The 25,210-nt window shown below is 36.3% G+C and carries 25 protein-coding genes; 2 read left to right on the top strand and 23 right to left on the bottom strand.

Annotated features, from left to right (window positions below):
• Window positions 1–37 precede the first annotated feature (37 nt).
• The 13 genes from HMPREF2764_RS03260 to HMPREF2764_RS03205 all read right to left on the bottom strand — a co-directional run bounded on the left by HMPREF2764_RS03260 (window position 38) and on the right by HMPREF2764_RS03205 (window position 9,881).
• Window positions 38–1,912 (bottom strand): SAG1250 family conjugative relaxase, encoded by a 1,875-nt coding sequence (locus HMPREF2764_RS03260; protein ID WP_070496572.1) that lies wholly within the window; start codon window positions 1,910–1,912, stop codon window positions 38–40.
• The gene (gene mobC / locus HMPREF2764_RS03255) at window positions 1,899–2,264 is read right to left on the bottom strand and encodes a plasmid mobilization relaxosome protein MobC (protein WP_023026929.1); all 366 of its coding nucleotides are present in this window, start codon (window positions 2,262–2,264) and stop codon (window positions 1,899–1,901) included. Before mobC ends, HMPREF2764_RS03260 begins: the two co-directional genes overlap by 14 nt.
• 2 nt (window positions 2,265–2,266) lie before the next feature.
• Entirely contained in the window at window positions 2,267–2,629 is a 363-nt protein-coding gene (locus HMPREF2764_RS03250) for an SAG1252 family conjugative relaxosome accessory protein (RefSeq protein ID WP_070496571.1), read from the bottom strand.
• Window positions 2,630–3,009: 380 nt separating this feature from the next.
• A complete protein-coding gene (locus HMPREF2764_RS10365; RefSeq protein ID WP_315940704.1) occupies window positions 3,010–3,819 on the bottom strand; it encodes an ATP-binding protein in 810 nt (269 codons plus the stop codon).
• Between the two features lie 78 nt (window positions 3,820–3,897).
• The gene (locus tag HMPREF2764_RS10360) at window positions 3,898–4,629 is read right to left on the bottom strand and encodes a helicase HerA domain-containing protein (RefSeq protein ID WP_315940703.1); all 732 of its coding nucleotides are present in this window, start codon (window positions 4,627–4,629) and stop codon (window positions 3,898–3,900) included.
• Window positions 4,619–5,848 carry an SIR2 family protein gene (locus HMPREF2764_RS03240; protein WP_070496569.1) on the bottom strand — a complete coding sequence of 410 codons (1,230 nt, stop codon included), beginning with the start codon at window positions 5,846–5,848 and terminating at the stop codon, window positions 4,619–4,621. The genes HMPREF2764_RS10360 and HMPREF2764_RS03240 overlap by 11 nt, the downstream gene beginning before the upstream one ends.
• Window positions 5,845–6,627, bottom strand: coding sequence for a type II toxin-antitoxin system toxin PezT (gene pezT / locus HMPREF2764_RS03235; protein WP_070496566.1), 783 nt, complete (start codon window positions 6,625–6,627; stop codon window positions 5,845–5,847). The genes HMPREF2764_RS03240 and pezT overlap by 4 nt, the downstream gene beginning before the upstream one ends.
• On the bottom strand, window positions 6,627–7,103 hold the full coding sequence (gene pezA / locus HMPREF2764_RS03230) for a type II toxin-antitoxin system antitoxin PezA (RefSeq protein ID WP_070496564.1): 477 nt from the start codon (window positions 7,101–7,103) through the stop codon (window positions 6,627–6,629). Before pezA ends, pezT begins: the two co-directional genes overlap by 1 nt.
• Before the next feature lie 67 nt (window positions 7,104–7,170).
• Window positions 7,171–7,443: a hypothetical protein gene (locus HMPREF2764_RS03225; protein ID WP_070496563.1), complete on the bottom strand. Its 273-nt coding sequence runs from the start codon at window positions 7,441–7,443 to the stop codon at window positions 7,171–7,173.
• A gap of 37 nt (window positions 7,444–7,480) precedes the next feature.
• On the bottom strand, window positions 7,481–7,864 hold the full coding sequence (locus tag HMPREF2764_RS03220) for a DUF5945 family protein (RefSeq protein WP_070496561.1): 384 nt from the start codon (window positions 7,862–7,864) through the stop codon (window positions 7,481–7,483).
• Entirely contained in the window at window positions 7,861–8,094 is a 234-nt protein-coding gene (locus HMPREF2764_RS03215) for a DUF5965 family protein (protein WP_000152419.1), read from the bottom strand. The genes HMPREF2764_RS03220 and HMPREF2764_RS03215 overlap by 4 nt, the downstream gene beginning before the upstream one ends.
• Before the next feature lie 50 nt (window positions 8,095–8,144).
• Entirely contained in the window at window positions 8,145–9,230 is a 1,086-nt protein-coding gene (locus HMPREF2764_RS03210) for a toprim domain-containing protein (RefSeq protein WP_070496557.1), read from the bottom strand.
• A gap of 9 nt (window positions 9,231–9,239) precedes the next feature.
• Window positions 9,240–9,881, bottom strand: a complete 642-nt coding sequence (locus HMPREF2764_RS03205; protein ID WP_070496555.1) for a peptidylprolyl isomerase — start codon at window positions 9,879–9,881, stop codon at window positions 9,240–9,242.
• 159 nt (window positions 9,882–10,040) lie between these two features.
• On the opposite strand from HMPREF2764_RS03205, the gene HMPREF2764_RS03200 reads away from it, so the two are divergent.
• Window positions 10,041–10,238 (top strand): hypothetical protein, encoded by a 198-nt coding sequence (locus HMPREF2764_RS03200; protein ID WP_004249782.1) that lies wholly within the window; start codon window positions 10,041–10,043, stop codon window positions 10,236–10,238.
• A gap of 13 nt (window positions 10,239–10,251) precedes the next feature.
• Here the strand turns inward: HMPREF2764_RS03200 and HMPREF2764_RS03195 are convergent, their stop codons facing one another.
• The 5 genes from HMPREF2764_RS03195 to HMPREF2764_RS03175 all read right to left on the bottom strand — a co-directional run bounded on the left by HMPREF2764_RS03195 (window position 10,252) and on the right by HMPREF2764_RS03175 (window position 18,308).
• Window positions 10,252–10,548, bottom strand: coding sequence for a DUF5966 family protein (locus HMPREF2764_RS03195; RefSeq protein ID WP_070496553.1), 297 nt, complete (start codon window positions 10,546–10,548; stop codon window positions 10,252–10,254).
• 13 nt (window positions 10,549–10,561) lie between these two features.
• Entirely contained in the window at window positions 10,562–10,846 is a 285-nt protein-coding gene (locus HMPREF2764_RS03190; RefSeq protein WP_049498259.1) for a DUF5962 family protein, read from the bottom strand.
• Window positions 10,847–10,920: 74 nt separating this feature from the next.
• Window positions 10,921–17,133 (bottom strand): DEAD/DEAH box helicase family protein, encoded by a 6,213-nt coding sequence (locus HMPREF2764_RS03185; protein ID WP_186821155.1) that lies wholly within the window; start codon window positions 17,131–17,133, stop codon window positions 10,921–10,923.
• Between the two features lie 47 nt (window positions 17,134–17,180).
• A complete protein-coding gene (locus tag HMPREF2764_RS03180) occupies window positions 17,181–17,591 on the bottom strand; it encodes a thrombospondin type 3 repeat-containing protein (RefSeq protein ID WP_000387505.1) in 411 nt (136 codons plus the stop codon).
• A 150-nt stretch (window positions 17,592–17,741) separates the two neighbouring features.
• The gene (locus HMPREF2764_RS03175; RefSeq protein ID WP_000013901.1) at window positions 17,742–18,308 is read right to left on the bottom strand and encodes a PBECR4 domain-containing protein; all 567 of its coding nucleotides are present in this window, start codon (window positions 18,306–18,308) and stop codon (window positions 17,742–17,744) included.
• 18 nt (window positions 18,309–18,326) lie between these two features.
• On the opposite strand from HMPREF2764_RS03175, the gene HMPREF2764_RS10125 reads away from it, so the two are divergent.
• Window positions 18,327–18,515, top strand: coding sequence for a hypothetical protein (locus HMPREF2764_RS10125; protein ID WP_071788347.1), 189 nt, complete (start codon window positions 18,327–18,329; stop codon window positions 18,513–18,515).
• Between the two features lie 30 nt (window positions 18,516–18,545).
• Here HMPREF2764_RS10125 and HMPREF2764_RS03170 read toward each other — a convergent pair whose 3' ends face one another.
• From HMPREF2764_RS03170 to HMPREF2764_RS03150, 5 genes are read right to left on the bottom strand one after another with little or no spacing between them, the layout of a single operon-like run.
• Window positions 18,546–21,359 carry a phage tail tip lysozyme gene (locus tag HMPREF2764_RS03170; protein WP_070496550.1) on the bottom strand — a complete coding sequence of 938 codons (2,814 nt, stop codon included), beginning with the start codon at window positions 21,357–21,359 and terminating at the stop codon, window positions 18,546–18,548.
• A gap of 11 nt (window positions 21,360–21,370) precedes the next feature.
• Window positions 21,371–23,728 (bottom strand): VirB4-like conjugal transfer ATPase, CD1110 family, encoded by a 2,358-nt coding sequence (locus tag HMPREF2764_RS03165; protein WP_000823786.1) that lies wholly within the window; start codon window positions 23,726–23,728, stop codon window positions 21,371–21,373.
• Window positions 23,679–24,038 (bottom strand): PrgI family protein, encoded by a 360-nt coding sequence (locus HMPREF2764_RS03160; protein ID WP_001097584.1) that lies wholly within the window; start codon window positions 24,036–24,038, stop codon window positions 23,679–23,681. The genes HMPREF2764_RS03165 and HMPREF2764_RS03160 overlap by 50 nt, the downstream gene beginning before the upstream one ends.
• Before the next feature lie 53 nt (window positions 24,039–24,091).
• Window positions 24,092–24,946, bottom strand: a complete 855-nt coding sequence (locus HMPREF2764_RS03155) for a VirB6/TrbL-like conjugal transfer protein, CD1112 family (protein WP_033585696.1) — start codon at window positions 24,944–24,946, stop codon at window positions 24,092–24,094.
• Between the two features lie 16 nt (window positions 24,947–24,962).
• The gene (locus tag HMPREF2764_RS03150) at window positions 24,963–25,205 is read right to left on the bottom strand and encodes a hypothetical protein (RefSeq protein WP_000627865.1); all 243 of its coding nucleotides are present in this window, start codon (window positions 25,203–25,205) and stop codon (window positions 24,963–24,965) included.
• Window positions 25,206–25,210 lie beyond the last annotated feature (5 nt).

The following is a 25,210-nucleotide window of genomic DNA, read 5'->3' as shown; positions in this document are numbered from 1 at the left end:
TATCAGCCTTATAATTTTTCCATGGTATCTCAAATAACTATACTGATTTTGTTTCCCGTTCTAATTTGGTAACATTTTGATTTCTTGTGTTATCAAGTATATTGATAAAATTCTCTAATCTCCTAATCTTATATTCATAATCATCTATCCATTTAGTCATAAATCTTTGATTTTCTTCGATTTCTTTCTCCACCTGCTCCAGTTTGATAGCTGAAGTCAGGTTCATCTTGGCATAGTCATATTTTGCCAGTCTTCTATTTTCTGGGTCTGAGTTGTTGAGATTGATTAAGACCTCTGCTACCTTATTTAGATGAGCAACCTTATCCTGCAAATCTGTAATGGTCAAATCCAGCTGGGCGATTTCCTTGATTAACTCATCTTTGATTTCCTGGTAAGACTGATTGTTAAGGTCTAATTCGATAAGAAGATTCACCTCTGCGATTTTCTCTTTGAGGTTGGCAATGGTTGGCCGCCTACGTTTAGGGATATGCGTGCTGTCGTGAGTAAGTTGACGGATTAGTTCACGCCCTCTCATGTAACGATTGAGGTCTGAACTTTCTTTGTTAAAGATGAAAAACTGGGCGGTCTCTCGTATAAAGACATGGTAGGACTTGTCTTGTTCGTTCTCATGAATATCCAAGTTTCGGTTTGGGATAAAGACCAAGCCGTCTTTTTTGACACCGTAATTCATCGTGATGAAAAGACCTTCCTTGACCACCTTATCAATCTGATACTCTGCTAGGACAACTTCAAACTCCTGAATCTGGTCATGTTTCTCTTTGAACTCCTTGTAGGCTGTTAGGAGTTCCTCACTTGAGAGTTTATCCTTGTCCTGATCTTCTTGATAGGTCTTCAAATCATAGACAAAGTTAGTCAAGTCAGACTCTGTTATGCTTTCTCTTTGGTCAAAATAATCCTCAAAAAACTGGACATCGTACAAATTTTTCGTACTGACCTTTTTATTCTCTATAGAAATGGTTCGACCGTTCTCAGTCAAGGTAAAGGTCACATGCTTTTTCTTCAGGGAGATTGTCAGGTTTAACTGCTCTGCCATTTCCAAAAGATGAGAGAGGTCACGGGCTCTAGGCAAAAGAAAATCCAATCGCTGCTCAATGGCTCGTGTCGCAAACTGCTCTCGGAAATAGTCCTCGGTGTAGGGCTGTCTCTTATCCAGCTGCTTACCGCGAATGACCTGTTTCATCTCTCGGTCAGTCATGAGGAATCTGGCGTGCTTGTGGGAAAAATCCATCTCCACGTTTAGAGCAGGAGCCTTGGCCAAAAAGTCCTCAAAGTTTTTGCTGTGTTTCATGAGAAAATAAAGCCGTTGCTTGAGTTCAAACTTATGATTGGTCTTGCGGTAAGCCTCAAACTTCTCGTGCGAATAACGGTTAGGCTGGATAATCGTTGCTCCTGCTTCCTTGGCCAAGCGGTCAGAAATCATGCGAAGGTTTCTCTCTTGAGCGTAATCCCATTTGAGCTTCTTGTCAGAATTGAGGTCAACAGAGTTTATTAGGATATGATTATGCACATGGTTTCTATCTGTGTGTGTTGTCACGATAAAACGAAAGTTTCCACCTGTCAGTTCCTTGATGGTCTCGTAGCCAATGCGGTTGATTTCCTCTGGTGTCAGCTTATCATCAGGCGAGAAAGACTGGATCAAGTGATGGGCATGGATTTTAGTTTGTTTGACCTGTTGGCGGTCGTTTCTGGAATCGTAGAGCCTGTCATTGTTAGTTAAGTTGGCCTCATACATATCCACCATCTCCTCATAACTAGGAAAAACCAAATAGTTCCTCATGCCAAAATCAGAAACCAACTTCAACTGCTCCGTCTTTTCAGGATTGAGAATATACTTGATGAGGCTCTTGCGATACTTAGTGCTGTGAACCGCAAAGTGCTTAGTGACTACCATAAAACTCCTTCAGTTGCTGGCATTTAATATTAAAGTCACTTTCAACTTCTTTAATCAATTGACCAATGCCCTGTACCAACAACTCACGGTCACATGGTTTTAAGATGTGAGTCTGATTGACCGTCCGTGCAATTTGATTAAGGTTGTTTCCGATACGTTTCAGTTCAAAGACCAGATCTTCATAGTTGCTGGTGTCAATGGTTAGGAAGGTCATGTTAGGGTTAAGCAAAACTTTTCTAGCATAAGCAGAGAAATTTTTACAGCGACTCTGTCCGATACGGTCGTACAAGGTCGCAAGTTCCTGGTCTGTCAGAAAAACTTTTTTAAGATTAGTTCGGTAACGATTTTCCATCCCTAACCTCCCATGTACTTGTCCCGAAAGTCTTGACTGAGTGGGATAGTCTGGTTAACCTCTGCTATTAGCTCCTGTACGCAGGTCAAGATAATCCGTAGGTGCTCTGCCGTGACTTGGTGGCTTTGTTCAGCCAAGATAGTCACCTGTAAAATATCTCGGCTGATTTGTTCCATCTTTTGGTATTGCCAGAGGGTAAACCAATCCGTCATTGACTTTCTTCCCTCGATTGCATCAAGTAGCTTTTGACGAACAAAGGGAGAAAATTGCTCTACATGTTCCTGTTTCATCAGCTTCTGAATCTGTTCCAGCTCCTCTGGTGTCAGATTGATTTCCTTACGGATAATGCGGTATTGGTCTGTCATCTTGTCATACTCCTTCTCTACTTGCCTCTATCGGGTCATCCCCGATACCGTATGGGATACGGGTGCTTCCTAAAAGCCTCGAAAGGTTCTTTTTCGGCTTTTGCGAGCTCAGATATTGTGTCCACAATATCCCAAAAATCATATCGCCAGCCTATCAAAACCTTCTAGTTTTGACAGCCAACGATAAGATAACTTGGTGACTTCGCCCCCAAACCCCCATAGAAAATCAAAAATTGATTTTCTTAGGAATAGTATTAGGATAACAAGGATGATTTGGAAAAGGTATCACAACATGAAAAATGAGGGGAAAAAAAGAGAGCCTGAGCTCTCAGAAATGAAGATGTAACAAAATCAAAAGATATAACTCTCCAACTAGATTTTCAATCTTGCCATAGACTTGGAGTATCATTCATATGTACTCTATCACATTTTTCAATCTCAAGATATAAATCTTTGAGTAAATTTATACTAGTTAATACTGCTTCACCAGTATTCAATTTCCTGACTTGTGCAATCTGCTGCTCAGATAAATGATTACTAATTGCTCTAATCTCATCAATAGCTGTTAAACGGTGAATAAGTAACGTACCAATTTGACCTAATAGAATTTTATCAACATCATTAGGATTCTGTGTCGTTAAAAAAAGAAATATACCTTTTTTACGACCTTCTCTTGCAATTCCTGTTAGCCCCGTATAAAATGATGTCTCTCCTATGTTATTAGATTTTGTATATCGGTGTACCTCATCAATAAAAATTACGAATGAATTGATCTCATTTTTGGGGATGTTTAATAAAAAATTTGTTACCAAATCAATTATCATCCCACCAATACCATCTGTAGTACCAATCCTTGATGCATCTATATAAAGAGATTTTTTTGATGTGGTTGCAAAGTTTTTTATAATATCTAATAAGTTCTCTTTTTGAGAACTAAAGAATGTTTTAAAATTTGTATTAGCTAATTTATAATTTACCTTTTGTATCAGATATTGATTTATACCAAAATTAAATGCATCTGCCTTATACACACCAGAATTTGTTTGTTGAGTAGTTTCATTAGCTATCTGCTCACTTAAAAGTGATAAATCGAAATCTTTATCATTAGATGTTAGCTGATTTAATTCTCTTTCTACAACGTTTACTGACTTACCAATTTTTACATATGGTCCTGTTAATCCCTGCTTCAATTGATATCTTAAGCCTCTAATTGCTTCTGCTAAAACAGCAGGTTGAGTACCATCATTGGTTTCAAATAATATTGACCATTACTGCATTGACAATTCGGATACAGGAACAAACGCTTTTTCTCCTAAAACGTATTTATCAACTTCATCTTCTGAAAAAGATAAGCTATATTCACCGGTAGGATCAATAATCAAAGTACGTATATTATTACTTATTAATTTATCTAATATCGACAATGCAGATGTTGATTTTCCACTATTAGTTGTGCCAATGGTTAATAAATGTCTGTCAAATAAAGTTCTAGGCTGAAAAGAAATAGGGTAATTTTGAGAATTTAACGATAGATTTGAAAAGGATGACAATTTTTTCTCCGAATTTGGTTTAACTTCTATCGAGGATACGAAATGTTCAATTATATTTCTATCTGCTATGTAGACTTTATCAGTTAATCCTACAGTATGAGTCCCAGGTAACTTGAAAAATTTATCACCGATTGGTATAAAACCTAAAATATCAATATTTAATTCTGGATAAACATTTTCTTGAAATCCCTTTGCTACCATTTCATGAGAATTCACTCCATTTTGTATCTTTGACTGAAATAATTCTCCAAAGTAAATTCCATCATTTGAATCTATAGCTACAAAATAATTTATTGTATTAGGAATTATAGCTATATTCTTTAGCTTTTTAAAAGCTAATAATGTAAGATTTTCAACTTGAATAACTATATTACTACGGTATACTTTCGACACCATGCCTAAATAAAAATTACTCTTATCTAACTCATCATAAAAATCTTCAATCCGCATATTTATCACCTAAATACTCTGTTAATCCATCATTTAATGTAGCCTTTAAAAAGACAATTGGATTATGTACTTCCATTAGATGCGTTATTTCTTTCCAATTATCGTTTTGTTGATCGATGTTAAAGTCAGAAACTACTACCGTTAAACCAGAGTTATTTTTGATCGCTTGTGTAATCATTTTAGAAATATGATTGTCCGAAAAGCTAAATCCCGTCGTAATCAGTAGTGTATTTTGCTTTTTTAATAATTCCTGGAATTTAGTAAACAGTTCAAAATATGGTTCCTGATAGCTCTGAGCATATTTATCAGAACTTGGAAAAATCATCACCGTATTATTGATATTATTAATTGCATTTTTCTTTTTCCTATAAATATTTCCATCTTCACCTCTTTCCCAAGTCAGAGAACCGTGAATCTTAATTAGATTAAACACTTTGTCCCTGTACTCTAACTCACTCGTTTTCATTATTGGCACTTCTCTAATAAGATTCCAATCAAAAATATCACTCTCAAATTTTGGATCTTCAACAAAATTAAAACCATCAAATATTATATAATTCAATTTTGCCCCTGCCTCCTCAAATAAAGTATCATAATTTGTTGTAACTACTGAAAGCTTATTGGGAGACTTAATTTTTTTAATCAATATGTTTAAAATAGCACCATGTTTTAACTTATTCCTATCATAGCTATAGTCAGTATTTTTCTTTATAATTTTAAGAATAGTATTGAGCGACTTTTCATATTTTACCTTTCCTCTTTTTACATATGGAGCATAGTGTTGTAAGCTAGATAAAAAGTCCTCTAAATTAAAATCTTCACTTAAAATCTCTATTTCAACATTATTATCATCAGTAATTTTTTTAGTGATATTACCAAAATCAATAATTTTTGATAGTTGGACCAGCGAATATATGTCACTCCGTTCATTCAGTTGTTCAAAAACATCTTGAGCAATCATTGCTACAGTCTTTCCAAATGCGTTATTTATTACATCGTTTTCAACTACAACTGAAGCTCCAGCACCAGCTAACAGTACTATATTGTCAAATTTTGTATGAAGAATAGTATTCAAATCTTGTTGAATTAACTTTTTAAAATCAGTTATATCAAAAGTTTTATCCTCTTCAATCAAAGTCAGCTGCTCACTGTTTTTAAAGAACTCATTACTTTCCATATAGTAGGTAACATTTGCAGACTTATAAAAATATTCTTTCATAAACTATTTCCATTCTCCTTAACTTTATATAGCCTTTTTAATCTATCTTTCTCTATTTGCATCATCTCTTCCTCAACTTTGCTCCATTTTCCAAAGATACACTCTTGTAGCACTTCTACTGCGGAGCCTTCATCAGTTTCAGAATCATAGATACAAGTTCTATCTCTTTGATAAATCTGACTCTGCTCAAAGAGTTTATCGCTTTCGAGCTCCTTTAGGTTATCAACCAAGTTCTCTACAATCCCATCATGGTGTTCTTTGGGTGTTGCTCTGGCCTGGGTCGGATCTATAACATAAAGCTCTTCGTAACGAATCAAGGTGCTGAGATAAGAAAGCTCTGGTTTGGTACCAATTACAGCTAAAGAAACTAGGTAACCTTTAGAACGGAGTAATTGAGCAGTCTGACGAGGAACTTTAGTGGTACACAAAGTCCCTTCAATCAGCAAATGATAGCCTTGTGTGCTGAGTTCATCAACTAGATGCTCTACCATTTTTCCTGCAAATCCCTTTGTATAATCCACACTATCTTTACCATATACTTGCTGCAGTTCTAAATAGTGTGGGTGCTGAGAACGAAAACTATCGCCACCTATGATAACAATATTTCCTTGAAATTCTTTCTGTTTTATACGATGAATTGTAGTCTTACCAGCACCACTTTGCCCTCCAAGCAAAATCGCTATAGGTTGCTTACTGGACTTTTTTCCTCTTGTTAGTGAGCGAAGATTCCGCTCTAGAGCGAGTTTGAATTCACTATCAGTATAATCTTGGATTTCCATCAGGCTACCATCCGTTTTTCAGATATCTCTAACATACGTTCAATTCCATCCAAATAGCCGCTATATCTCTCTATTTTATCAAAAGTTTCTGCTAAATAGATACTCGTATGAATCAAGTCAGATAGATCATCACTCATTAAAATCCAAGGATTAGATTCATCATCAATGCTAATTCCCTGACTATCTTGATAACGATAGAGTCGTGATAATAGATTAGCACCTCTTTCTTTCACAATTTCAATTTTTAAAGTCAATTCATAATCTTCAACAGGATTGAGCATTTTATCTTCTCCTACAATATCGACATAAGATACATTAAACTTCTGACAAATGATGTCTATTAATTCGGTAGAGACTGAACTCGTTCCATTTTCATAACGACTCAGACTATTTCGTGAAATACCTACAATCCGTGCAAATTCGGGTTGTGTTAAGTCATGTGTTTTACGTAAGGATTTTATGTTCTTTCCAATCATAGCAAACTCCTTTATTTTTATAATTCAATTATAGCATAAAAAAGCATAACGCACCAATTTTGGTGCGTTATTGACTATTTTTCCTAAACCTCTCTAAATTCTTCTCCAATTGTTCCTTATAAAGTTGATTCTTAGCTTCCTTTAATGTGTCGTCCAAAGTTTCTTCTCTATAAGTTGCTTCTGTTTTTAGTTGTTCTGATTCTTGATCTGGAGTGAAAATGATATCTAGCAGTCGGTCTATTTTTTCAAGATCTTGGACAGACATATCAGATAGTCTATGAATCAGCTTTTTAAATACATCACTATTGTCGTGATTTTTCTTAAAAAATGTTGTAAACATCTATAACCTCTCAAAAAAAGCAGCCTATCAGGACTGCTTAGTGTAATTCCGAAATCGCATCATAAATGGACTGCAATTTCTTATTGTCTTTATTCTTTGTGTCAATCAACGTATGTAGCTCTTCAATTTTCTTTTGACTGCTTTGAATATCGCTATTGTTATCCGCAATAAGTCTTTTAAGATGTTGCTGATAACTTGTAGTGATATCTGTCTCTTTTCCTGTTCTAACCTCTGTAACTTTGGGTTTAGAACTAGAATTTGATTCCGTCACAGGTGCTTGTTTTCGCTTTTGAAAAGCTGCTTCATAATTTACACCATTACCTCCTTGATGATTTCCAAATAAGGCCGCAATTTTATCTGAATCCCCTTGATTTTCTGACTTACTTTCTAATGGTTGATTAAAATTCCAATCTTTTGTCATTCACTCATTTCATCCTTTCTAAATTCAGAATCATCGAATTGTCTTTCTTTACCAAAGGCATGGTCAAGAGCTTCTTCAAAACTCATGTGACTGATGCTTTGACGCCTTTTGAACGTCGCAAACATCGCTGTCTCCAGTTGTTCTTTGTAAGCAGCGAGTTTTTCTGTCTCTCTTGCTACCTTGCTTTCTTGCCTAGTGACCTTTTCTTCTAAGCGTTCGATTATGGTCATATACGATCCTCCTTCATTTTAATATTAGCTAAAACATCTTGATTTTGTTATCACAATTCTAAACATTGAGAGATTTGTCTTACTGGTTGATTCCCCAATGTCTCTTTTGCAGTCTCGAGCATCAATTGTAAATCTGATTTCTTTTCTCTAAGGACATCATTCCAGTCTACTTTTTCTTTCCCTGATTCATTATCAGGAAAATTCAGGAAAACAGGAAATCCTGATTGAGATAACTTATCAGAAAAATCTTTTCCAGCATCATCACAATCTACTGCCAATGTCAATAAATCAGGATGATTATCAAAATAAGTAGTGGTATCACGAATTGTATTAATCAAAGGCAATAACTTTGAAGGTATTACTGTATCTAAAAATTCCAACTTCTGATTTTCTTCAGCTATCAGTCGTAAAGTTTGATAAGCAACAACAGATCTTTTTAATCCCTCCATAGATACCAAACGAACATCAGTTAGACTTTGTTGATGAAGTTCGTAATAGCTCATTAAGTCAATGAACGATTCACAAAAGACCAGTCTATTAGGTTTACCAATATCAAAGGATATCCCAACATGTCCATGGCTTCCTTTTAGAATCGTTTTTAACCTCTCTCTTGGAAGAGAATGACTCTTATAAATTCCTTGTAAGCTTGCTGCCTGCAGCTTGTGACGATGATCAAAGCTTTTAAAAACGATAACATGTTCAACTGTTTCATTTGTTTTCCAACTAGCTTGTGCTATCAAACCTTGTTGAATCATCTTTTGTATGATTTCTTCTGAAATTCCTCTACATTCTGTTAAGTAATATCTGGCCAGACTACAGTTAGAATCTTCTATTCTCTTTAAAGGATAATAAAATGGTCTCTCTCTTTTTTCTTGAACAGCTTCTTTTTGAAAAGGTTCTTCAGAAAGAAAGGCTAGAGCTTCTTTAAAGAAAATTCCCTTAACAAGTCGAACAAAATCAATGACATCACCTTGAATATCTCTTGAAAACCATTTAAAAGTATTGGTAGTTGAAAAAATCCGAAATGAATCGTGTTCAGAATGCTCATAGACACTGTTCGAAACTTGTTTAAAAGAGATACCCAAACGACTCGCTACATCAAGAATTGAAATTTGCTTACATTCTTCTATTTCCATGCAATATCATCATTTTGTCGTAGTATTTGGCAGTGATGGTATTGATGATGATTCTTCTAAAGTTTTAGGAGTGGCCTTATCTAAATCATCTAACCCAGATTTCCAAACCTGCACTTGATTGACCAATAACTTACCAGGTAGTTTAGAATAGGACAATTTAACAGTTCTTGTTTCTGTCTGATTAGTCTTTGATTGGTTGGCATTCTTTAAATCGGATACATAGGTTACATTATAAGAGACCATGGCAATGGCTTGATTCGTAGTCTGATTGACAAAGATATCTGCTTTTTCAAAATGATAATCCAAAATATAATCCTTATACACTTGGTTCATGGCATCATTTTGACTTGACAATTCTTGAGAATAAGCCGATTCAGTCATATAAGGTTGAATACGTGTATTATTTTCTCCGAGCTTTTCTTTCGTATAGTACTGGGTCAAAAATTCTTTTACAGTATTCGATGACAAAATGCTGGCTTTATCTTCTGCTTGTTTATCCTCTACAAGTTTAGCTGCAGCCAATTCGATTTCTTTGCGACTTTGTTTAGCAGTAGAATGTTGACCAACAGTATATCCCATCATGAGAATAAAGCTAGTTGCAGCTACTGCTCCAACACTAATTAAGGCTTTAGTTTTGACTTTATTTAACATCTTAGACCTTCTTTCTATAAAAACTAGGTCAAGAATAACAAAAAGAACTTGTAAGTTTTATCACATCACAACGAAAGGTAATTCCTACATTTCAGGCGCAAAATCGTACAGTTCAGAGAAAAATATCAAAATTAGCTGTCTTCAGTTTATAATATAAATATGAACAAATTAAAAGAAGAAAATTTGAGAAGAGCTCTTTCTCATATTGAACGACATAAACAAGCCATAAATACAAGTAATAACAGTGAGGATAATGATTTTCATAAATTATTACTCCAATTTAGCTATGAAGTATATGAAAGAATCAAGGCAAATAAAAAACCTTATCCAAATTTAGATTCAGATAAAGTCTTTTGACAATCTAAAAAGTTCACATTTTTTTCTTATTTATGGAGTTGATGAAGCGCCAACTGAATCCTAGAATCAACATCAGATTGATGAAAAGGTACACAGCCGTAAAACTAGTTAAACCATGTTGTCTGATATCATCAAAATATAAACTAGGTTCAGTAAAGAACAAATAAATTCCATAGACTTCTACGAAAATAAGAAAACTGACAAAACCAATAAGGAAAAGTCCACTGGCAATAAGAAAGAGTCTCCATAAAAGAATGAGAATTCCTCCTACTGCTAAAAAAATTACTGGGATAAGGAGTAAATCATTCATGACTTTCTCCTTTCTAGTCAATCAATTGACGATAATGGGTGGCAAGAGAGGAATCAAATTCCTCTAGCTTTTGAACCAAGTCCAAATACTCCTCTTTTTCATGCTCTTCAAAGTCCACACCTCGATGATTCTGAAGACCGATTTCCAATTGACTAGTGAGTTCTCGTTTGGAAAAGCTGTAATCCCCCGTCACTTCCTCATAATGTTCCTTTAGCTCCTTGTAGGCTTGGTATTCTTCGGGTGTTTGAAATCCCTGTACCAAAGCCTCTTCTAATTGATAATAGGTATCTTCCATCATAATCGTTACCTCGTTTCTTTCTATCTTTATTCTACCGCGCTTTTCTTTTCTTGTCCGCTATTTATATCTATTTTTTAATCTAATTCAAAAGAAAGTTGTTCTTGCTTTTCTTTTCCTTTTTCGTGGAATTGTCGTAAGGCCTGATCTATAATATCTAAATCCGTTTCTGTTTCAATCAATGGCGCGAGTACATCGTATTCGGCCTTTTTAGTTTGATAATCCTCTTCCTTTGGAAAATTTTTCTCAATTTCTACCTTAGCAGTAGTCCATTTATCCTTTAATTCATCCAATAAGTTCTGAGTTTTCACTTGGTCATCTTTAATGTGGTCTATCGTATGCTGAAGCCTTTGAATTGTCCCCAAAGGAGAATACAAATCCAAACTGACAGAATACTGATTTTCTCCTACAATCTTAACAGAGAAGGTTTCAGGAAGAGGCTGATTCGTTGGTAGACTAAGCATTTTAATGTCAAATCCTCGATAACTTGCTAGGGTTCGAAATTCTTTGCTGTCAGTTTGATTATGACGGATAAGACGGTGTAGGGATTCACCTGCTTCAGCTCGTTGCTCAAAAACTTGTTTACCTATCGTCATAGAAAATGATTGGTCTTTCGACATTTCAGACTGTTGAATGTCGCCTTCATACTTGCTTAATCGTTTCTCAAGAATGGGCATATTTTCTTCACAGTAAGAGATTGTATGACGATAGTGATCCTTGCTGCGTTGAAAGGCGCGTCTTTGATTTTCTAATAGAGTTAGATCATTCTCTAGTTCCATCTTATATTTGAGATAAGGATTACCTGTTGCTAGTGCCTTAAAATCAGAAGCTGTCATAGTCTGTTCATCAATATCTTCCGCAGCACGAATCGGCTCCTTAGAAGTCATAATCTGCTTAATATAACGGAGTTTGTTCTCCTGAGTTGCCCATAGATAATTATCAAACGAACCTTTGGTAATATAGTGGTAAATATCCACTTCCTTGTTTTCATTTCCCTGTCGGATAATACGTCCATTACGTTGCTGAATGTCACTTGGTCTCCACGGTACATCCAGATGGTGAACTGCTTTCATCTTGCTCTGAACATTTAAACCTGTTCCTCCTTTTTCAGTTGAGGCAAGAAGAACCCGAACCTCTCCTGCATTAACCTTTCGAGACAAGCTATTCTTCTTTTCATCACTATTGGCATCATGTACAAAGGCAATTTCCATACTAGGGATTCCTCTATCAACTAATAAAGCCTTAATCTCAGAATAAACATCAAAGCCATTATCTTTTTTCTTAGGTGTGCCAATATCTGAAAAAATCATCTGAGTAGCCTTATTTTCCATTCCCTCACGATAAATTCTTTCAACATTATCCACTACCTGAAGCAGTTTATGATTGTCTGCTAGACTATAACTAGAGTCCAATAAACGCATATCAATAGCTAGTTTCCGCGCCTCACCCGTAATCTTCAACATGTTATCCTGGCTCGGATCAACTGTTCCACATTTGACCATATCTGACCTCATAACTAATTCTTCTAAATAGAGTTTCTGGTTTTCAGTTAACTCACTCTCAATAGGGATAATATGAGCTTCTGGAACAGGTAAATCCAACATATCTTGTGTTTGAATGTCGGCTGTTTCTTTATAGATTTTCATCAACTCAGGTAGATTGACAAACTTTTTAAATCGTTTCTTAGGTTGGTACTTATCCCCTGTAGGAGCTAATTCCATAGAGTTTTGAATTTCTCCAAAAGCACCTACCCAAGAGTCAAAATAATCAACTTGATAGCGTTTTAAGATATCTGGTTGAATGTAGTTCATCATAGTATATAACTCACTAATAGAATTGGAAACAGGTGTTCCTGTCGCAAAGACAATGTTTTTAAAATCATGTTCTTCCTGAATCTGTCGAACCTTCATTTCCATATCCACATTCTTCTTAGACGTTGTATTGGTAATCCCTGCTACATTTCCAAGTCCAGTAATTGGACGTATATTTTTAAAGTGATGTGCTTCATCCACAAAGAGAAAATCAATTCCTAAGTTCTCAAAATCAATAAAACTATCACGATTAAAGCGTTGGAGTTCTTCCAATTGTCTCTCAAGACCACTTATTGATTGCTCTGCTTCTTTAACGGTGTACTTATTTTCAGAATGTGTTTTAATCTCTCGTAGTTCATTGAGTTTGTCCTCGATATAATTCATCTGTCTTTCCTTACTGACAGGGATTTTTTCAAATTGAGAATCCCCAATGACAATGGCATCGTAATCTCCTGTAATGATACGTGACACAAATTGTTTTCTTCTCGCCTTCACAAAATCTTTCTTAGTGGTCACAAAGACTTTTTTAGTAGGGAAAAATTTCATGATTTCTTGGCCAAACTGAGCAGACAAACTAGAGGGCACCACATACAAGGGCTTATGAACCATCCCCAACTCCTTTAATTTAAACCCAGCACCAAGCATGGTCAAGGTCTTTCCTGAACCTACCTCATGAGCTAATAAAGCTCTTTTTTCTTCTACGATTCTTTGAATGGCATTCTCTTGATGAGGACGAAGACTGATGTTTTGTGCCAAGCCATCAATGACTAGATGGCTACCATCATACTCTCGACTAACCGTTCGATTATAAAGACGATTATAACTTTCTTCGATGACTTGTTGGACTTCTGGATACCGTGAGACAAATTCTTGAAAGAGCTCTTGTAAATACTGCTCTTTTGCTCTTAGAACAGATGTTTTTTCCAAATCTGTGATGGTCTTTTTCTTTTCTCCTTCCGTAACAGTCATAGTAATCGTCGGTTGGTTTGAATTTAGTAAATTCTCAAATATCTTTCTTCCTGTATCATAACGTGACCCACTGACTCCAAGACTACTATCTTTGGCACTTGGATAGCGATAAGCAAATGATGTCCTTAAATGAACCTGCCCATCAACAGGATTCACTTCAATGACTTGTTTAACATCTGGCGAAGACAATTCAAATTTACGATTAGTAAAACATTCAAAGGCAAATTTACCATAAACGGATTGAGGAATCCAACGTGACCCTATTTTAAACTCAATATCTGCCAGATGAATCCGTGGAGGGCGAACAGATTCTAACAAATCTAAAGCATGGGACCAGTCACATTCTTGGTTGTTTTCCTCCACTAATAGTTGAACTACTTCTATCTTGTTGAGAATGTCTCCTGATAAAAATTGGTTCTTAGAAAGATATTTTCTTTCTCCTCTTAAATAGCTTTCTGGATCCATTAAAACCTGGTCACCTAACTCATCTAAAATAGCAGCTTGGCTATGTTCAGGGTAAATTGATACCATATAGTCTAAATCAACCCCTCTACCATCCGATAAACTGGAGTTTAAGGCATCTAAAGCCGTTGATACTCTTGTAATCACTCTCTCTGGCCTAACCAATGCTTTCTCAAAAGCTAAAGATTTTTTATATTTTACTTTCTGATCTTTAGAATCGATGTATTCATCTTCTAAACTTGCAAGTAAAGAATACTTATCGTCACTATCAAATAAGTTTCGATTGACTGAGGCATTCAAGTATCCAAATTGACTTACAAAGCGGTCATAGTCACGATTGAGTTTACTAAGTAATACCTGAAAATCTGTTCGACTATAATCTGGATGACGTTGAATTTCAATTAAGGCTTGATAGGTCTCTCCCAAATCAACCATGCCCTTAATACGACTAATATCCTTATCCGATAAGGGGCTTTCATAAAAGACAGTTTTTTTGAACAGTCCCTTATATTTCCCTCTTTTACTCGCTTCTTCTGACTTGTATACATCTAGTGCTTCCTCATCTGTCAAATGAAGTTGCACGAATCGATCTATTTTATGTTCAGACAAAGAACTGTCCCAAGCTTTAAAATCTCCCTTCTCATCTACATAATAACTAATTTCGTCTACTTTTGAACTTTTCCGAATGCCATGCGTATCTCGGTAATAAATTTGATTTCCCTCATATCCAAAAGAATAGAGCGCTAAGTCCTCACGTATACGACTTGGGATAGAATTATCCACTTCTTCTTTGATAAAAACAGGTGCTTTCAAAGAATTGTCAATTTGTTTAGGTGCTTCCACATTCTCGAATGCTTTCATTATTTCAGTAGCTAATGTTTCTGATACTCCCTTAACATTGAGAGTTCCTCCATTAAAATTACGTATCTCATATTCACCCAAAACTTGTGTATTGTATTTCCCATCAAAATAAGGATTGATCCAGACACGCTTATCCTCCTCAAAGGGAATAGAGCCACCAAAGACAAGCTCATCTTCATTAAGATTCTTTGCTTGATCCTTTTGAAAGAAGAGGAGGTCTGTGGTCACTCGAGTACCTGCAATCTTTTTAAAAGCCGTATCCGGCAAACGAACTCCCCCTAAAAAATGAGTGTTGGTTTTAATCTCTTGTAAGACATTATCTGTCCGCTTATCCATTGTCCCGATAGATGAGATAATCGACACTTGTCCTCCGTCTCTTACTAAATCAAGTGAGTGTTTGACAAAGTAATCATGAATCATATAAGGTTTATCATAGTTTTTATCGGCAATGCGAAAATTTCCAAAAGGAACATTCGTTAAGACTAAATCAAAACTATTATTTTGATAGGGAACATCTTCAAATCCTCGCACTTCAATATGGGTATTGGGGTGGAGTTGTTTTGCGATTGCGCCTGTCACACTGTCTAATTCAACCCCATAGAGTTCTGATTTATCTAGTATACTTCTAGGCATCGCCGCAAAGAAGTTCCCAGTTCCCATAGAAGGATCTAATATCCTTCCTCCCTCAAAACCATCATCCAGTAATTTTTGCCAAATCTGGCGAATAATCATTGGGTCTGTATAATAGGCTGTGAGAGAACTTTGTTTCATAGTGGAGTACTCTGATTTACTTACTAAACTCTTAAGAGTTAAACGTTCTGTTTCATACTTTGGATTGAGTTCATCGAAAAATTCATTGGCAAGACCGCCCCAGCCGACATACTTGGCTAGTAGCTCTTGTTCTTCTGGATTCGCTTGTCGTCCCTCTTTTTCTAATCTTTTAACAAGTTCAATTGCGGCGATATTCGTTTCAATTTTTTCTCGATTTGTCTTAGGATAAAAGTCCTCTAAATCATCTGGAAAAACAAAATCTAGAACAGGGACATCCGTCTCTTCTATGCCTACAATAAGCGTTTCTGTTTCCTTATCCTTTTCATTATCTCCTTCCAGATAGGAAAACAAATCTATTTCCTGGCTTTCACTTAGTGATTCAATCTCAATATCTGAATCTTCTTTTTCAAGTTCTACATGAGACAATACTTGTTCAATCTCTTCCAAACTGTTCAAGTATAAGATAGGATTCTCTTCAAATAACTGGTTGGAATCATTGAATAGCTCTAGGCGAACTAAGTCATTTAACTGTGCATTTTCAATCGAAACCAACTGAAATACTTGTCCTTTATAACTTACTTGTGAACCGATTGGATATTCCCTCAAAGCTTCTTCTACAATTTTATCGACATTAGAAAAGGAGTTAGTTTCTTCCGTTTCCTGTTCAATATCACTTGAAGGAGATAAGGATTCCTCTACTTGCTTAGACTTTTCTCTTATAGCCTTTACTTCATCAAAATGAGTAATAATCTTCAGCTTTTGTGTCAGTGGGAGTTGTGTGTAGTTTTCTTCATGATGGATAAGATTCGTAACGATATCTAAAGTAGCCATCAATTCTGAACCCAAATAGGCTAGAACATCTCCTTCTTTTTCTTCAAAATGAATCTCAAGAACTTCTTTTTTTAGTTCTTTGGAATCAACCATTAGAATAAACTCCTCTATATCTCTACTAATGCGGTCAGATAGATTATTTGCAACTCGATAGACATTGACTAAATTGACATCCTGATTCTGATGAAATACAAGCTCACTTAATGGTGTTAGCTTCTCTTTTTCAGATTGGATGTAAAATCGAGTGGAAAGGTTATAGGTTGCGACTTCTAGCACCAAGTTTTTCTCCCAATTACTTAATTGAGATAATTTATCTAAACCTACTTGTCCAAAATTTCTTGTGTAACTTTCTAGATCTTGGTCATTATTTTCAGAACTGGCCTCTAGAAAAGAAACAATATCTTGATGAAACGAATAGACATGAGGTATCTCTTCTATCTTCCCCTCTTCAGTCAAAAAACTCTCTACCAAATCCTGCCATTTCTCATCAAAATGTTGCGCTTGATAACGAAGAAATAGGGCCATTTTCTCTCTATCTTTTGGAATTGTTCCACGAAACATAGCCAATAATTGCATTACTTCCATACTTGCTCCTTTCATCTATACGAAAATAGGAGAATCACATGATTCCCCTACAACTCTATCTCCATTTCCACCTCTTGAGGACTGGTTTCTAAATCACTAGACAAAAGAGAAACGGCATCTGTTCTCATGTAGTAAGTATATAAGTCTTCTAGGTCTTGTTGGTTTTCAATCCCTGTTTCAATACTAATCAGAGCCTGTATAAATTCCTTATAGTGACTCTCCATCATATCTGAAATCTTTTGTTTCATTTCCATAAATACTGAAGACGGTTCAGTTATACTTATTTGATCTATGTTTTGTAAATCCTTTTCTAAGGGATTGGTTCCTTCTTCTACTTCCACTAAATCTGAACGACCATCACCATCAGAATCTGCGCTAAGAGGATTGGTTCCTAGCGCAAATTCTTGAGCATCAGTCAGTCCATCTTGATCCGAATCACGTTGATAAATGGCTTCCATATACTTCCTTCTTTCCTAGTTAATCTTTTTTCACTCCAATCCTACCAAATATTCCTTGAAAGAAGTATCACAACAAAAAAGAGAACGAGCCAAAACTGCGTTCTCCTGAAAATGATAAAAATATATTTTATGCCACAAAAGATATGTAAACTAATCTTTTGAATAATAAAAAAGTTCCGACGTTTGTAAATGTTTTGAGTAAATTGAAATTACTTTTTGACCTTTTGGAAATACTGTCTTTCTCTTCAAATCTAATAAAGATTGAGGAACAATTTTCCTTGATGTTTCTTTCAATGTTAATGCTAGTATCTGTTTTCTTGTACGTAGAGCATAATCAAACTCCAAATACAAATAACGTCCTGAACCAGTTAGATGAACATGCTTTCCCAATAACTCCTCAATGGATCCTAAAACTTGTAACTTTTGCATCGTGGTTCCATCTTTTTTTATCTTCAACTCATCAATTATGACATGTCTATTTAAACAATCGTCAAAGAAACTGCCTGCACCTTTTCGGTAATCAACACCACATAGGTGCATGAAATTAGTAGGTGAAAAATGAAGTTCAACACTTTCTATTTCAGTTTCATAATACATGATTTTGCCAACGAAGTGCTCTTTAAAAAAAGAAGCCGCAATTTGTAACTGAGTAAAAAAACGCTGAAGTTTTATTTTTTCGGTGTAATTTGGATTACGATAATCTCTAGAATTTGCCATATTTTCCTCACAAAAAAGGTGGTTTACAGAGTCTGTAAGCCACCTAGTCAGTCGGTTTATTCTGGTGTCTGCCACCGCTTGGCCCTTACGTCCAAGATTGCTATCGGATTTCGTTCTGGTGTCCGCCACCGCTTGGCCCTTATGTCCAAGATTACTATCAGATTGACCATGAGCCGACCACTCATCTACACTATTTATTTTACCTGAAAATAGCTAAAATTTCAAGTGTAAACTCTTCTATTTCGTAGTATAGGCAAAACTAATGGCGCTATCTGCTTGCGAGATTTTTCTAAAGGTATAGTTAGGGTTACCACCATAGTTAGTTTCGGACACGAGGAAAGAACCATCATCATAGACCTTCTCTACAAAAGCCACATGACCATAGTCTGCTGGTGTTCCATGTGTTCCTCCCACAAAAGAAACAATAGCACCTGCTCTTGGTGTAGAGCCAGTTTCCCCACCAAGACTTGAAGCTGTCGCAACCCAGTCCTGACCATTTCCCATAGTATTAATGATTGAAATCTTATCTCCATTACTTCCTTTTAATTTCAAGCCTAACTGGTTCATACGAGCCGCAACACCCCATGTACATTGTCCATAGGCATAGGCCATACCATCTCCACCACCAGGAACAGAATGATCATACAAGTCTCCACGAACACCTTCAAGGGATTGCGGGTCACTTTTTGCCTGTCCTCCATTTGTTTGGCTAAAGCCTTTTTCAATTTGGTAATACCATTCCGTTGCTCTGGTTTGTCTTTCCAGTAGTTTGTCACCAGAATTTCCCTCCCAATAGGTAAGGAAGAGTTGGGCTAGATTGGCTGCACTGCCCGTATTTCCAAAGAAATCCTTTAACCAACTTTGATAGTAAGGACTATCACCGTGAAGCATAAAATCAAGTTGGAGGTCTAAATCATACCATTTCTTATTTTGGGTGCGTGCATAATTTAACAAGGCTGTATGACGTGTTGAACCATCTGCGGTATCCGTCCATTGCCCTAACCCCAAACCTCTATGAAGTATATTAGGATAAGCACCACTATAAATGGCTGGACCTCCAATTGCTAACCAGGTTTCATCATCCCATGAGGAATCGGTAGCGCCAACAGGAGGAGATAAATAATCTCCCTCAGCTCGTTTTGGATTGATAGAAGATTCTACCGACCAATTTCCTAAAATAGCCGCAATGGCTTGGGAACTTGCCCCTTGAGATTTCAAAAAATCATAAATATGTTTTGCACGTTCAAACTCATCCCCACCAAACTGACCAATGGCAGGTAAGATAGTGGTCTGAAGTTGAATGACCTTTGGAAAATAAAATTGCGGATTGACATACACCAATTTTTCTTTCTTGTTCTTATACTTTTGATAGGAAACTTTCAAACCTGTATCGTCTGGTGTTTCACCAATAATATCACCCGTTAGGACTCTTGTCCCCTCAATCGCACGGCCATTATGAATAGAATACAAGGTCAATCTACTCTCATTCTCTCCTTTTCCGTTAGTGAGAATAACATTGTCGCCATCTAGAGATACAACTCCATCCATTGGTGCGACAATCGTTTGGTGAGCCTTTGCTTCTAGTAGAATGTACTCCTGAAGGGTAGGTTTTCCGTCTAAATCATAGTATCCATAACGATAAGTCATGGTTAGACTATCTTCGTTGCTTTTCCCCTCAAATGGATTGTCCAATTCCTGCATGGAAGCATACACACCTTCTTCTTTTAGTTCCTTCATTTCCTCTTGATCGTCTTTCGATAGTTTATACTTAGGAGTTTCATAGAGGTCTTGCATGGATTTCAAATCTTCCCCATCGTTTAAATCATGCCACAAAGTAGATAGATAATCCTTGTAAGTTTCTGTACTAAATAAGTGAACTGGTTTGTGTAACTCATAGTCATGGAATTTAAAGTTCATATACCCCATCACATCATCAACTTTTGTGTAATAGGTAATTCCTTTGTCATTTGTGCGAGTATGTTCTGCATCTTCCCAAGTTAGGTGGGTATAAGCTTTTGTTAATTCAAATTCATCTTGTTGAATCAAACTAGAAGATGAAAATCCTAAAAAGAAGCTCATTATAAGTAAAAGAAGAAAGACTATTCCTCCAACTATCCAGGTTACAGGATTCCCAGTCGCAAATGTAAAGAAGGAAAAGGCTGCTTTTAGTTTTTGATAGATATTTCGAACACTTGTAAGACCTTGTTTCTTTAATTTTCGAAACCGATTTTTAAAGGAACTTGGGTTATCTTTCGCTAGTTTCCATCCTTTTCCATCCTTAAAATGATGGTATCGCTCTTTTGTGTTGGTCAGTCTTTTCTTGGTAAAACGACCTGTTGCTTGTCCTGTTTTGACACTAGCTTTTCCGAGATTATAAGAAAGGCGACTGTACCGTTTCCCTTTTCTGATAGTCTCTTGAAGCGTGCGATAGCCTTCTAAATTTTCATTTTCTGAAGCTAACTCTCCTCCTTCACGTCCAAGAACATAAAGAAAAGTTTTGGCTTTCCTACTGACTTTTTTGGACTTATAGGCTTGTTTAGTAGATTTTAGATTTTCTTTTGCGGCCTTGACTTCTTTCTTAGCTTTTAATTCTTCTACACTCTTCCCTTGAAAGAAAAAATTGGATTTTACTTTTGTTTCCTGACCGTAGAGAAATTTTGGATTGGTTTTTCTTTCTTTACGACTCTCTTTTCTTTCTTCTTTTGTTTGTACCTTGACTTCTCTAAATTGCTTCTTGGCTATTTTCAATCGTTTCCTAGCATGAGGCAATCGTCTGTCTCTTAATTCTTTCCGATTCAAAAGAGATGGAGAAGTATTTTGAAGGATGTGATTGTAGTCTTCATTTGCTTGTTTTACTCTAGCCTTTGAAGCTTCTCTCATCTCCTCTAGCTTTTCTTTTATCTCTTTTTTCCATGCTTTTTCATCCAGCACAGCAGAATCTTTTTTCTGTTTCTTCACCTCCTTCTTTCCTTGTTTCAAGAATTTCTTCTCATCTTTTAGACTTCTTCTAAATGCCTTTCGGGCACGTATGATTTCTCTTTTATCCTTCATTTACCTTCCCCTTAATTAGAAGCCATTTTATCAGGATCTGTACTCATGATATCAAACAATTGAGTACCTTGAGGAATCTTATTTTTAAAGGGTACGACAACTGAACCAGCTTTTATCAGTCCTGCCCCTTTTTCTGGATTGACAAGGTATTTTTCGAGTTCTTTTGACAAGCCTAAGAGTTGAACCAGTTCTTCTCGGTCATTTTTTGCTTGCTTGAGGAGAATCATAAATTCACTATTTGCAATAATCCGTCTACCATTTGGATCTAACAATAAGGTTTCGACATTTTGGGTTATCCCAGTCGGACTAGCTCCATATTTTCTGACACGACTCCACAATTTAAAGAAGAAATCACTGGCATATTTATCTAATAAGAGAAGCTGCATTTCATCAAAATAAATCCAGGTCTTCTTCCCTAATTTTTGATTCCGAACGACACGATTCCATATCTGATCAAAAACAACCATAAGAGCAATTTGTTTCAGCTCATCTCCTAACTTTTTAACATTATAGATTAAGAAATTAGATCCTGTCTGAATATTGGTCTTATGAGAAAAAATATCAAGAGAACCTTCGACATACAGTTCCATATCAAGTGCCAAATTCTGCGCTTCTTCTTCTGGTTGTTGGCTCAAGACAAAGACCCATTCTTCCAAAGAAGGCTCTTTAAATGACTGATAGGTGAGTCTGGTGACTCGGTCGATAATCGATTTTTCTCTTCCGTCCATTTTTCTATCCAATAACTTACCGATAAAGGATAAAAGAAATTCTGATTTTACCTTTACAGGATCCTCATCCATATTTTCCTCAGACAAGTCAAGTACATTGAGATAAGTCTGGGAATCGGGCGCAATATCAATCATTTCTCCCCCAAAAGCCCGTCCAATGACACTGTATTCTGCTTCTGGATCCACGATGATAATTTCAGTATTTTCACCAGATTCCTTGATTTTAGTCGTGATAATTTCATGCTTGGTTGCCATCCCTTTCCCAGCTCCAGATGTTCCTAAAATCAAACCAGACGGTGTATTTAATAGGCTGCGATCAATGGTAATAATATTACTTGATATTTGATTGATACCGTAATATTTCCCACTACGGTCTTGTAAATCTACTGAAGTCCAAGGTGAGTTCACTGCTACATTAGATGTTAATAAACTCCGTGATACGCCCTCTAAAAAATCACAACCAAATGGCAGCAAGCTATTAAAGGCTGCTTCTTGCATATATGGAAGTTTATCAATCATTAGGTCATTTGAGCCGGCCACTTGTTGGATAGTGTCTAGGGCTTGTTTGAGTTCTTCTTCATCCTGACCAAAGACCCCAATCAAGAAGACCGTTTGAAATAGTTTATCTCCTGTCTCGGTCATGGTTTTTAAGAGTTCCTCAGCTTCATCGATATTGCTTTCTAATACATGACCTACTTTTTCCAAATAGATACCTGTACGAGCTAGTTTTTGTTGTTCCCCAATCTTTTGGGATTCCATTAAGGTTTTCTTTGTTCGTAGTTTCTTCATGGCATCTGCCTTGGTCGAACTTTGAGCATGAAGGCTTACAATCAATTCCAGATCTCCTTGCATGAGGTCTCGGATAAACTGATCCCCTAATTCCATACCGTAGTCTCTCACATAGACAATCTGTAATAAGCGGTCATTGATTTGTAGGTAATTCTTGTTTTTAAAATCCAAGAGATTAGGTGCTATGAAGTGACGAGTTGTCTGGCCAGATCTCGTTAAATCACGATAAGAAAAAGGAAGATGGTGTTCTCCTCTAAGCATATCTGCCAACAAGTTCACCCGTTCTTCTCCAGTCAAGGATCCAAATCGAGCATCAATTTCTGAGAAACCACTCTTGAAATATTCGCCTATTTGAGACAAGGAACGATAGGCTTGTTTGGGATTAGAATCCTTTCTACCAAAACTAATCAGTTTCACAGCCGAAAAGTTATTTTCACCACTATCTAAATTTTGATTCATCATCCGATTCAATTCTTTACGATAGCTATCGTACCCATCTTCTTTTTCCTCATACAAAACACTGTGTCTGAATTTTTCTAAATTCAATCTTTTATTAAAAATGGTCAATTGGAAGTTGGTTTGGTCATCTAAAGAGTTAATCAAATCAGAATACTTCTCAATGATTGCGCTCTTATCTTCTAAACCAACGGTCTGGTAATTGACATCACCAAGTAAATAGCTTTGTGAAAAATAATCTTCTTTTACCTGCATCAGACCATTTTGATACAAGGCTTGATAGGAAAGAGTATTAGCCGTTGATGGTAACACTTCCTCTTTTTTATCTTTAACTTCTTCCTTTTTATTAGTCGTTGAAGTTTTTTGTTTCTTTAATGTATTTAATTTTCTTTTCATGTTCAAGTCCTTTCTTTCCTGTAATTGTGCGTAGGGGAACCGTTAGTTCAAAATGAAGACGGTATTTCAAATAATGTTCAAAATATAAATCATTGGGTTTATAGACTCCAAAAAGCAAGAGGGGGATGGTAAAAGCAAACACAAAACCGTAAACAAACCAATCTCCAAATTGCCAGAAAAAGAGATTCAAGCCCAAAACAATAATTGTGACAATAAAGGCTGGTATAACAAAGATGATTTGTCTTGTGGTGAAACCTAACCAAGCCCTGTGTTGGTATTTTGAGATGTCTTTAAAGACACGTGTATTCATGACTTTCCTTTCTAAAAAGGCTAAGAAGCAACCACTTCCTAGCCTTTATCTAATTACATACCTAAGATTGAGCGAGCCGTACGTTGAGAACCAACGAGGGCAATAATCAGTAAGATAGCTTGTACCAAACTACCAAACATAATCGCAAGTGATTGCAGGACTCCTGCACCATTTGAAACAGCTATTTTACCAGCAGATTCAAACAAAGGAACAAGAGAAACAATCAGAAAAATAAGAACCCCTTGTACCGCATAGACCATAATATTTTTTAAATAGCCTATACCAATAGACTTCCATTCATCACTTAAAAATGTTGGAATCGTAAGAGGGGCAAATGGGATCATAAGGTAGAGTTGAATAAATCGAATAGATACCAAAAGATTAACCATGGCTGCACTTACTATCCGAACAAGCCAAATGAGGAGGGCGAAAAAGCCCACAATCATCCGGCCAATAAATCCTGACCCTTTTAATCCAGAGATGGTATCATACTTTGACCCACCGTGAGCCACAATGGAAGCCACTTGTTCAATGGCGTGACTCGCAATCCCGATGATAGCTTCTACAATAACGGTAGTGTTGGTAATTACAACTGCGACCATAATATAACTAATCAACATCGGTGCTAATGCTTCAAAGGTCATCGCTCCTCCTGAGTTAGCAATTTTCTTTGCCATCTTCGAAAATTCTAAGATGAGAACAACTGATAAAATCGCAACTCCAAGGGGCTGCATGACACTTTTAGTAATACTAGACATATAAGTCCAAACTGTTGGATTGTAGCTAGATAGTGATTTAATCAGATCTACCGTAGATTGTAAATCCACATTAAATCCTTCAAATAAATTTTCAGCTGATATTTTTTCAGATGCAAGGTAAACAAAGGGTGAGACTAAACTAAGATTCATGTCATTGTTTATCCTCCTAAATTGAAATCTGGGTTACAAAGGCTCCAGCAGCCCCGACCATAACACCACCGACAATTTCAAGAATGGCATTCCGAACACCTGGTCCACCGTCTTTAATGTTGGTTGCAAGATTGACAATCCCAACAACAACGAGAAAGGCACCAACCGCAATCAATCCCTTCTGTAACAAAGACATAGCTTGTGCAAACATAGCACTTGCGTCTACTCCATAAACAAAACCTTTAAAATGCGTAATCATCTATT

Origin of the sequence: Streptococcus sp. HMSC073F11, assembly GCF_001810785.1 — a bacterium.
Lineage (GTDB): Bacteria > Bacillota > Bacilli > Lactobacillales > Streptococcaceae > Streptococcus.
The sequence above is the reverse complement of the archived record's forward strand: the minus strand, read 5'-3'. Positions and strand labels throughout refer to the sequence as shown.

What these genes read in the sequence shown, in the direction of transcription:
- HMPREF2764_RS03210 (WP_070496557.1), bottom strand. Translation starts at nt 9,230, where the DNA reads ATGGAAATAGAAGAATGTAAGCAAATTTCAATTCTTGATGTAGCGAGT.
- HMPREF2764_RS03200 (WP_004249782.1), top strand. Translation starts at nt 10,041, where the DNA reads ATGAACAAATTAAAAGAAGAAAATTTGAGAAGAGCTCTTTCTCATATT.
- HMPREF2764_RS03180 (WP_000387505.1), bottom strand. Translation starts at nt 17,591, where the DNA reads ATGGAAGCCATTTATCAACGTGATTCGGATCAAGATGGACTGACTGAT.
- HMPREF2764_RS03195 (WP_070496553.1), bottom strand. Translation starts at nt 10,548, where the DNA reads ATGAATGATTTACTCCTTATCCCAGTAATTTTTTTAGCAGTAGGAGGA.
- HMPREF2764_RS03165 (WP_000823786.1), bottom strand. Translation starts at nt 23,728, where the DNA reads ATGAAAAGAAAATTAAATACATTAAAGAAACAAAAAACTTCAACGACT.
- mobC (WP_023026929.1), bottom strand. Translation starts at nt 2,264, where the DNA reads ATGGAAAATCGTTACCGAACTAATCTTAAAAAAGTTTTTCTGACAGAC.
- HMPREF2764_RS03205 (WP_070496555.1), bottom strand. Translation starts at nt 9,881, where the DNA reads ATGTTAAATAAAGTCAAAACTAAAGCCTTAATTAGTGTTGGAGCAGTA.
- HMPREF2764_RS03155 (WP_033585696.1), bottom strand. Translation starts at nt 24,946, where the DNA reads ATGAATCTTAGTTTAGTCTCACCCTTTGTTTACCTTGCATCTGAAAAA.
- pezA (WP_070496564.1), bottom strand. Translation starts at nt 7,103, where the DNA reads ATGATTGGAAAGAACATAAAATCCTTACGTAAAACACATGACTTAACA.
- HMPREF2764_RS03215 (WP_000152419.1), bottom strand. Translation starts at nt 8,094, where the DNA reads ATGACCATAATCGAACGCTTAGAAGAAAAGGTCACTAGGCAAGAAAGC.
- HMPREF2764_RS03175 (WP_000013901.1), bottom strand. Translation starts at nt 18,308, where the DNA reads ATGGCAAATTCTAGAGATTATCGTAATCCAAATTACACCGAAAAAATA.
- HMPREF2764_RS03150 (WP_000627865.1), bottom strand. Translation starts at nt 25,205, where the DNA reads ATGATTACGCATTTTAAAGGTTTTGTTTATGGAGTAGACGCAAGTGCT.
- HMPREF2764_RS03240 (WP_070496569.1), bottom strand. Translation starts at nt 5,848, where the DNA reads ATGAAAGAATATTTTTATAAGTCTGCAAATGTTACCTACTATATGGAA.
- HMPREF2764_RS03160 (WP_001097584.1), bottom strand. Translation starts at nt 24,038, where the DNA reads ATGAATACACGTGTCTTTAAAGACATCTCAAAATACCAACACAGGGCT.
- HMPREF2764_RS03225 (WP_070496563.1), bottom strand. Translation starts at nt 7,443, where the DNA reads ATGTTTACAACATTTTTTAAGAAAAATCACGACAATAGTGATGTATTT.
- HMPREF2764_RS03250 (WP_070496571.1), bottom strand. Translation starts at nt 2,629, where the DNA reads ATGACAGACCAATACCGCATTATCCGTAAGGAAATCAATCTGACACCA.
- HMPREF2764_RS10360 (WP_315940703.1), bottom strand. Translation starts at nt 4,629, where the DNA reads ATGCGGATTGAAGATTTTTATGATGAGTTAGATAAGAGTAATTTTTAT.
- HMPREF2764_RS03220 (WP_070496561.1), bottom strand. Translation starts at nt 7,864, where the DNA reads ATGACAAAAGATTGGAATTTTAATCAACCATTAGAAAGTAAGTCAGAA.
- HMPREF2764_RS03260 (WP_070496572.1), bottom strand. Translation starts at nt 1,912, where the DNA reads ATGGTAGTCACTAAGCACTTTGCGGTTCACAGCACTAAGTATCGCAAG.
- HMPREF2764_RS03170 (WP_070496550.1), bottom strand. Translation starts at nt 21,359, where the DNA reads ATGAAGGATAAAAGAGAAATCATACGTGCCCGAAAGGCATTTAGAAGA.
- HMPREF2764_RS03190 (WP_049498259.1), bottom strand. Translation starts at nt 10,846, where the DNA reads ATGATGGAAGATACCTATTATCAATTAGAAGAGGCTTTGGTACAGGGA.
- HMPREF2764_RS03185 (WP_186821155.1), bottom strand. Translation starts at nt 17,133, where the DNA reads ATGGAAGTAATGCAATTATTGGCTATGTTTCGTGGAACAATTCCAAAA.
- pezT (WP_070496566.1), bottom strand. Translation starts at nt 6,627, where the DNA reads ATGGAAATCCAAGATTATACTGATAGTGAATTCAAACTCGCTCTAGAG.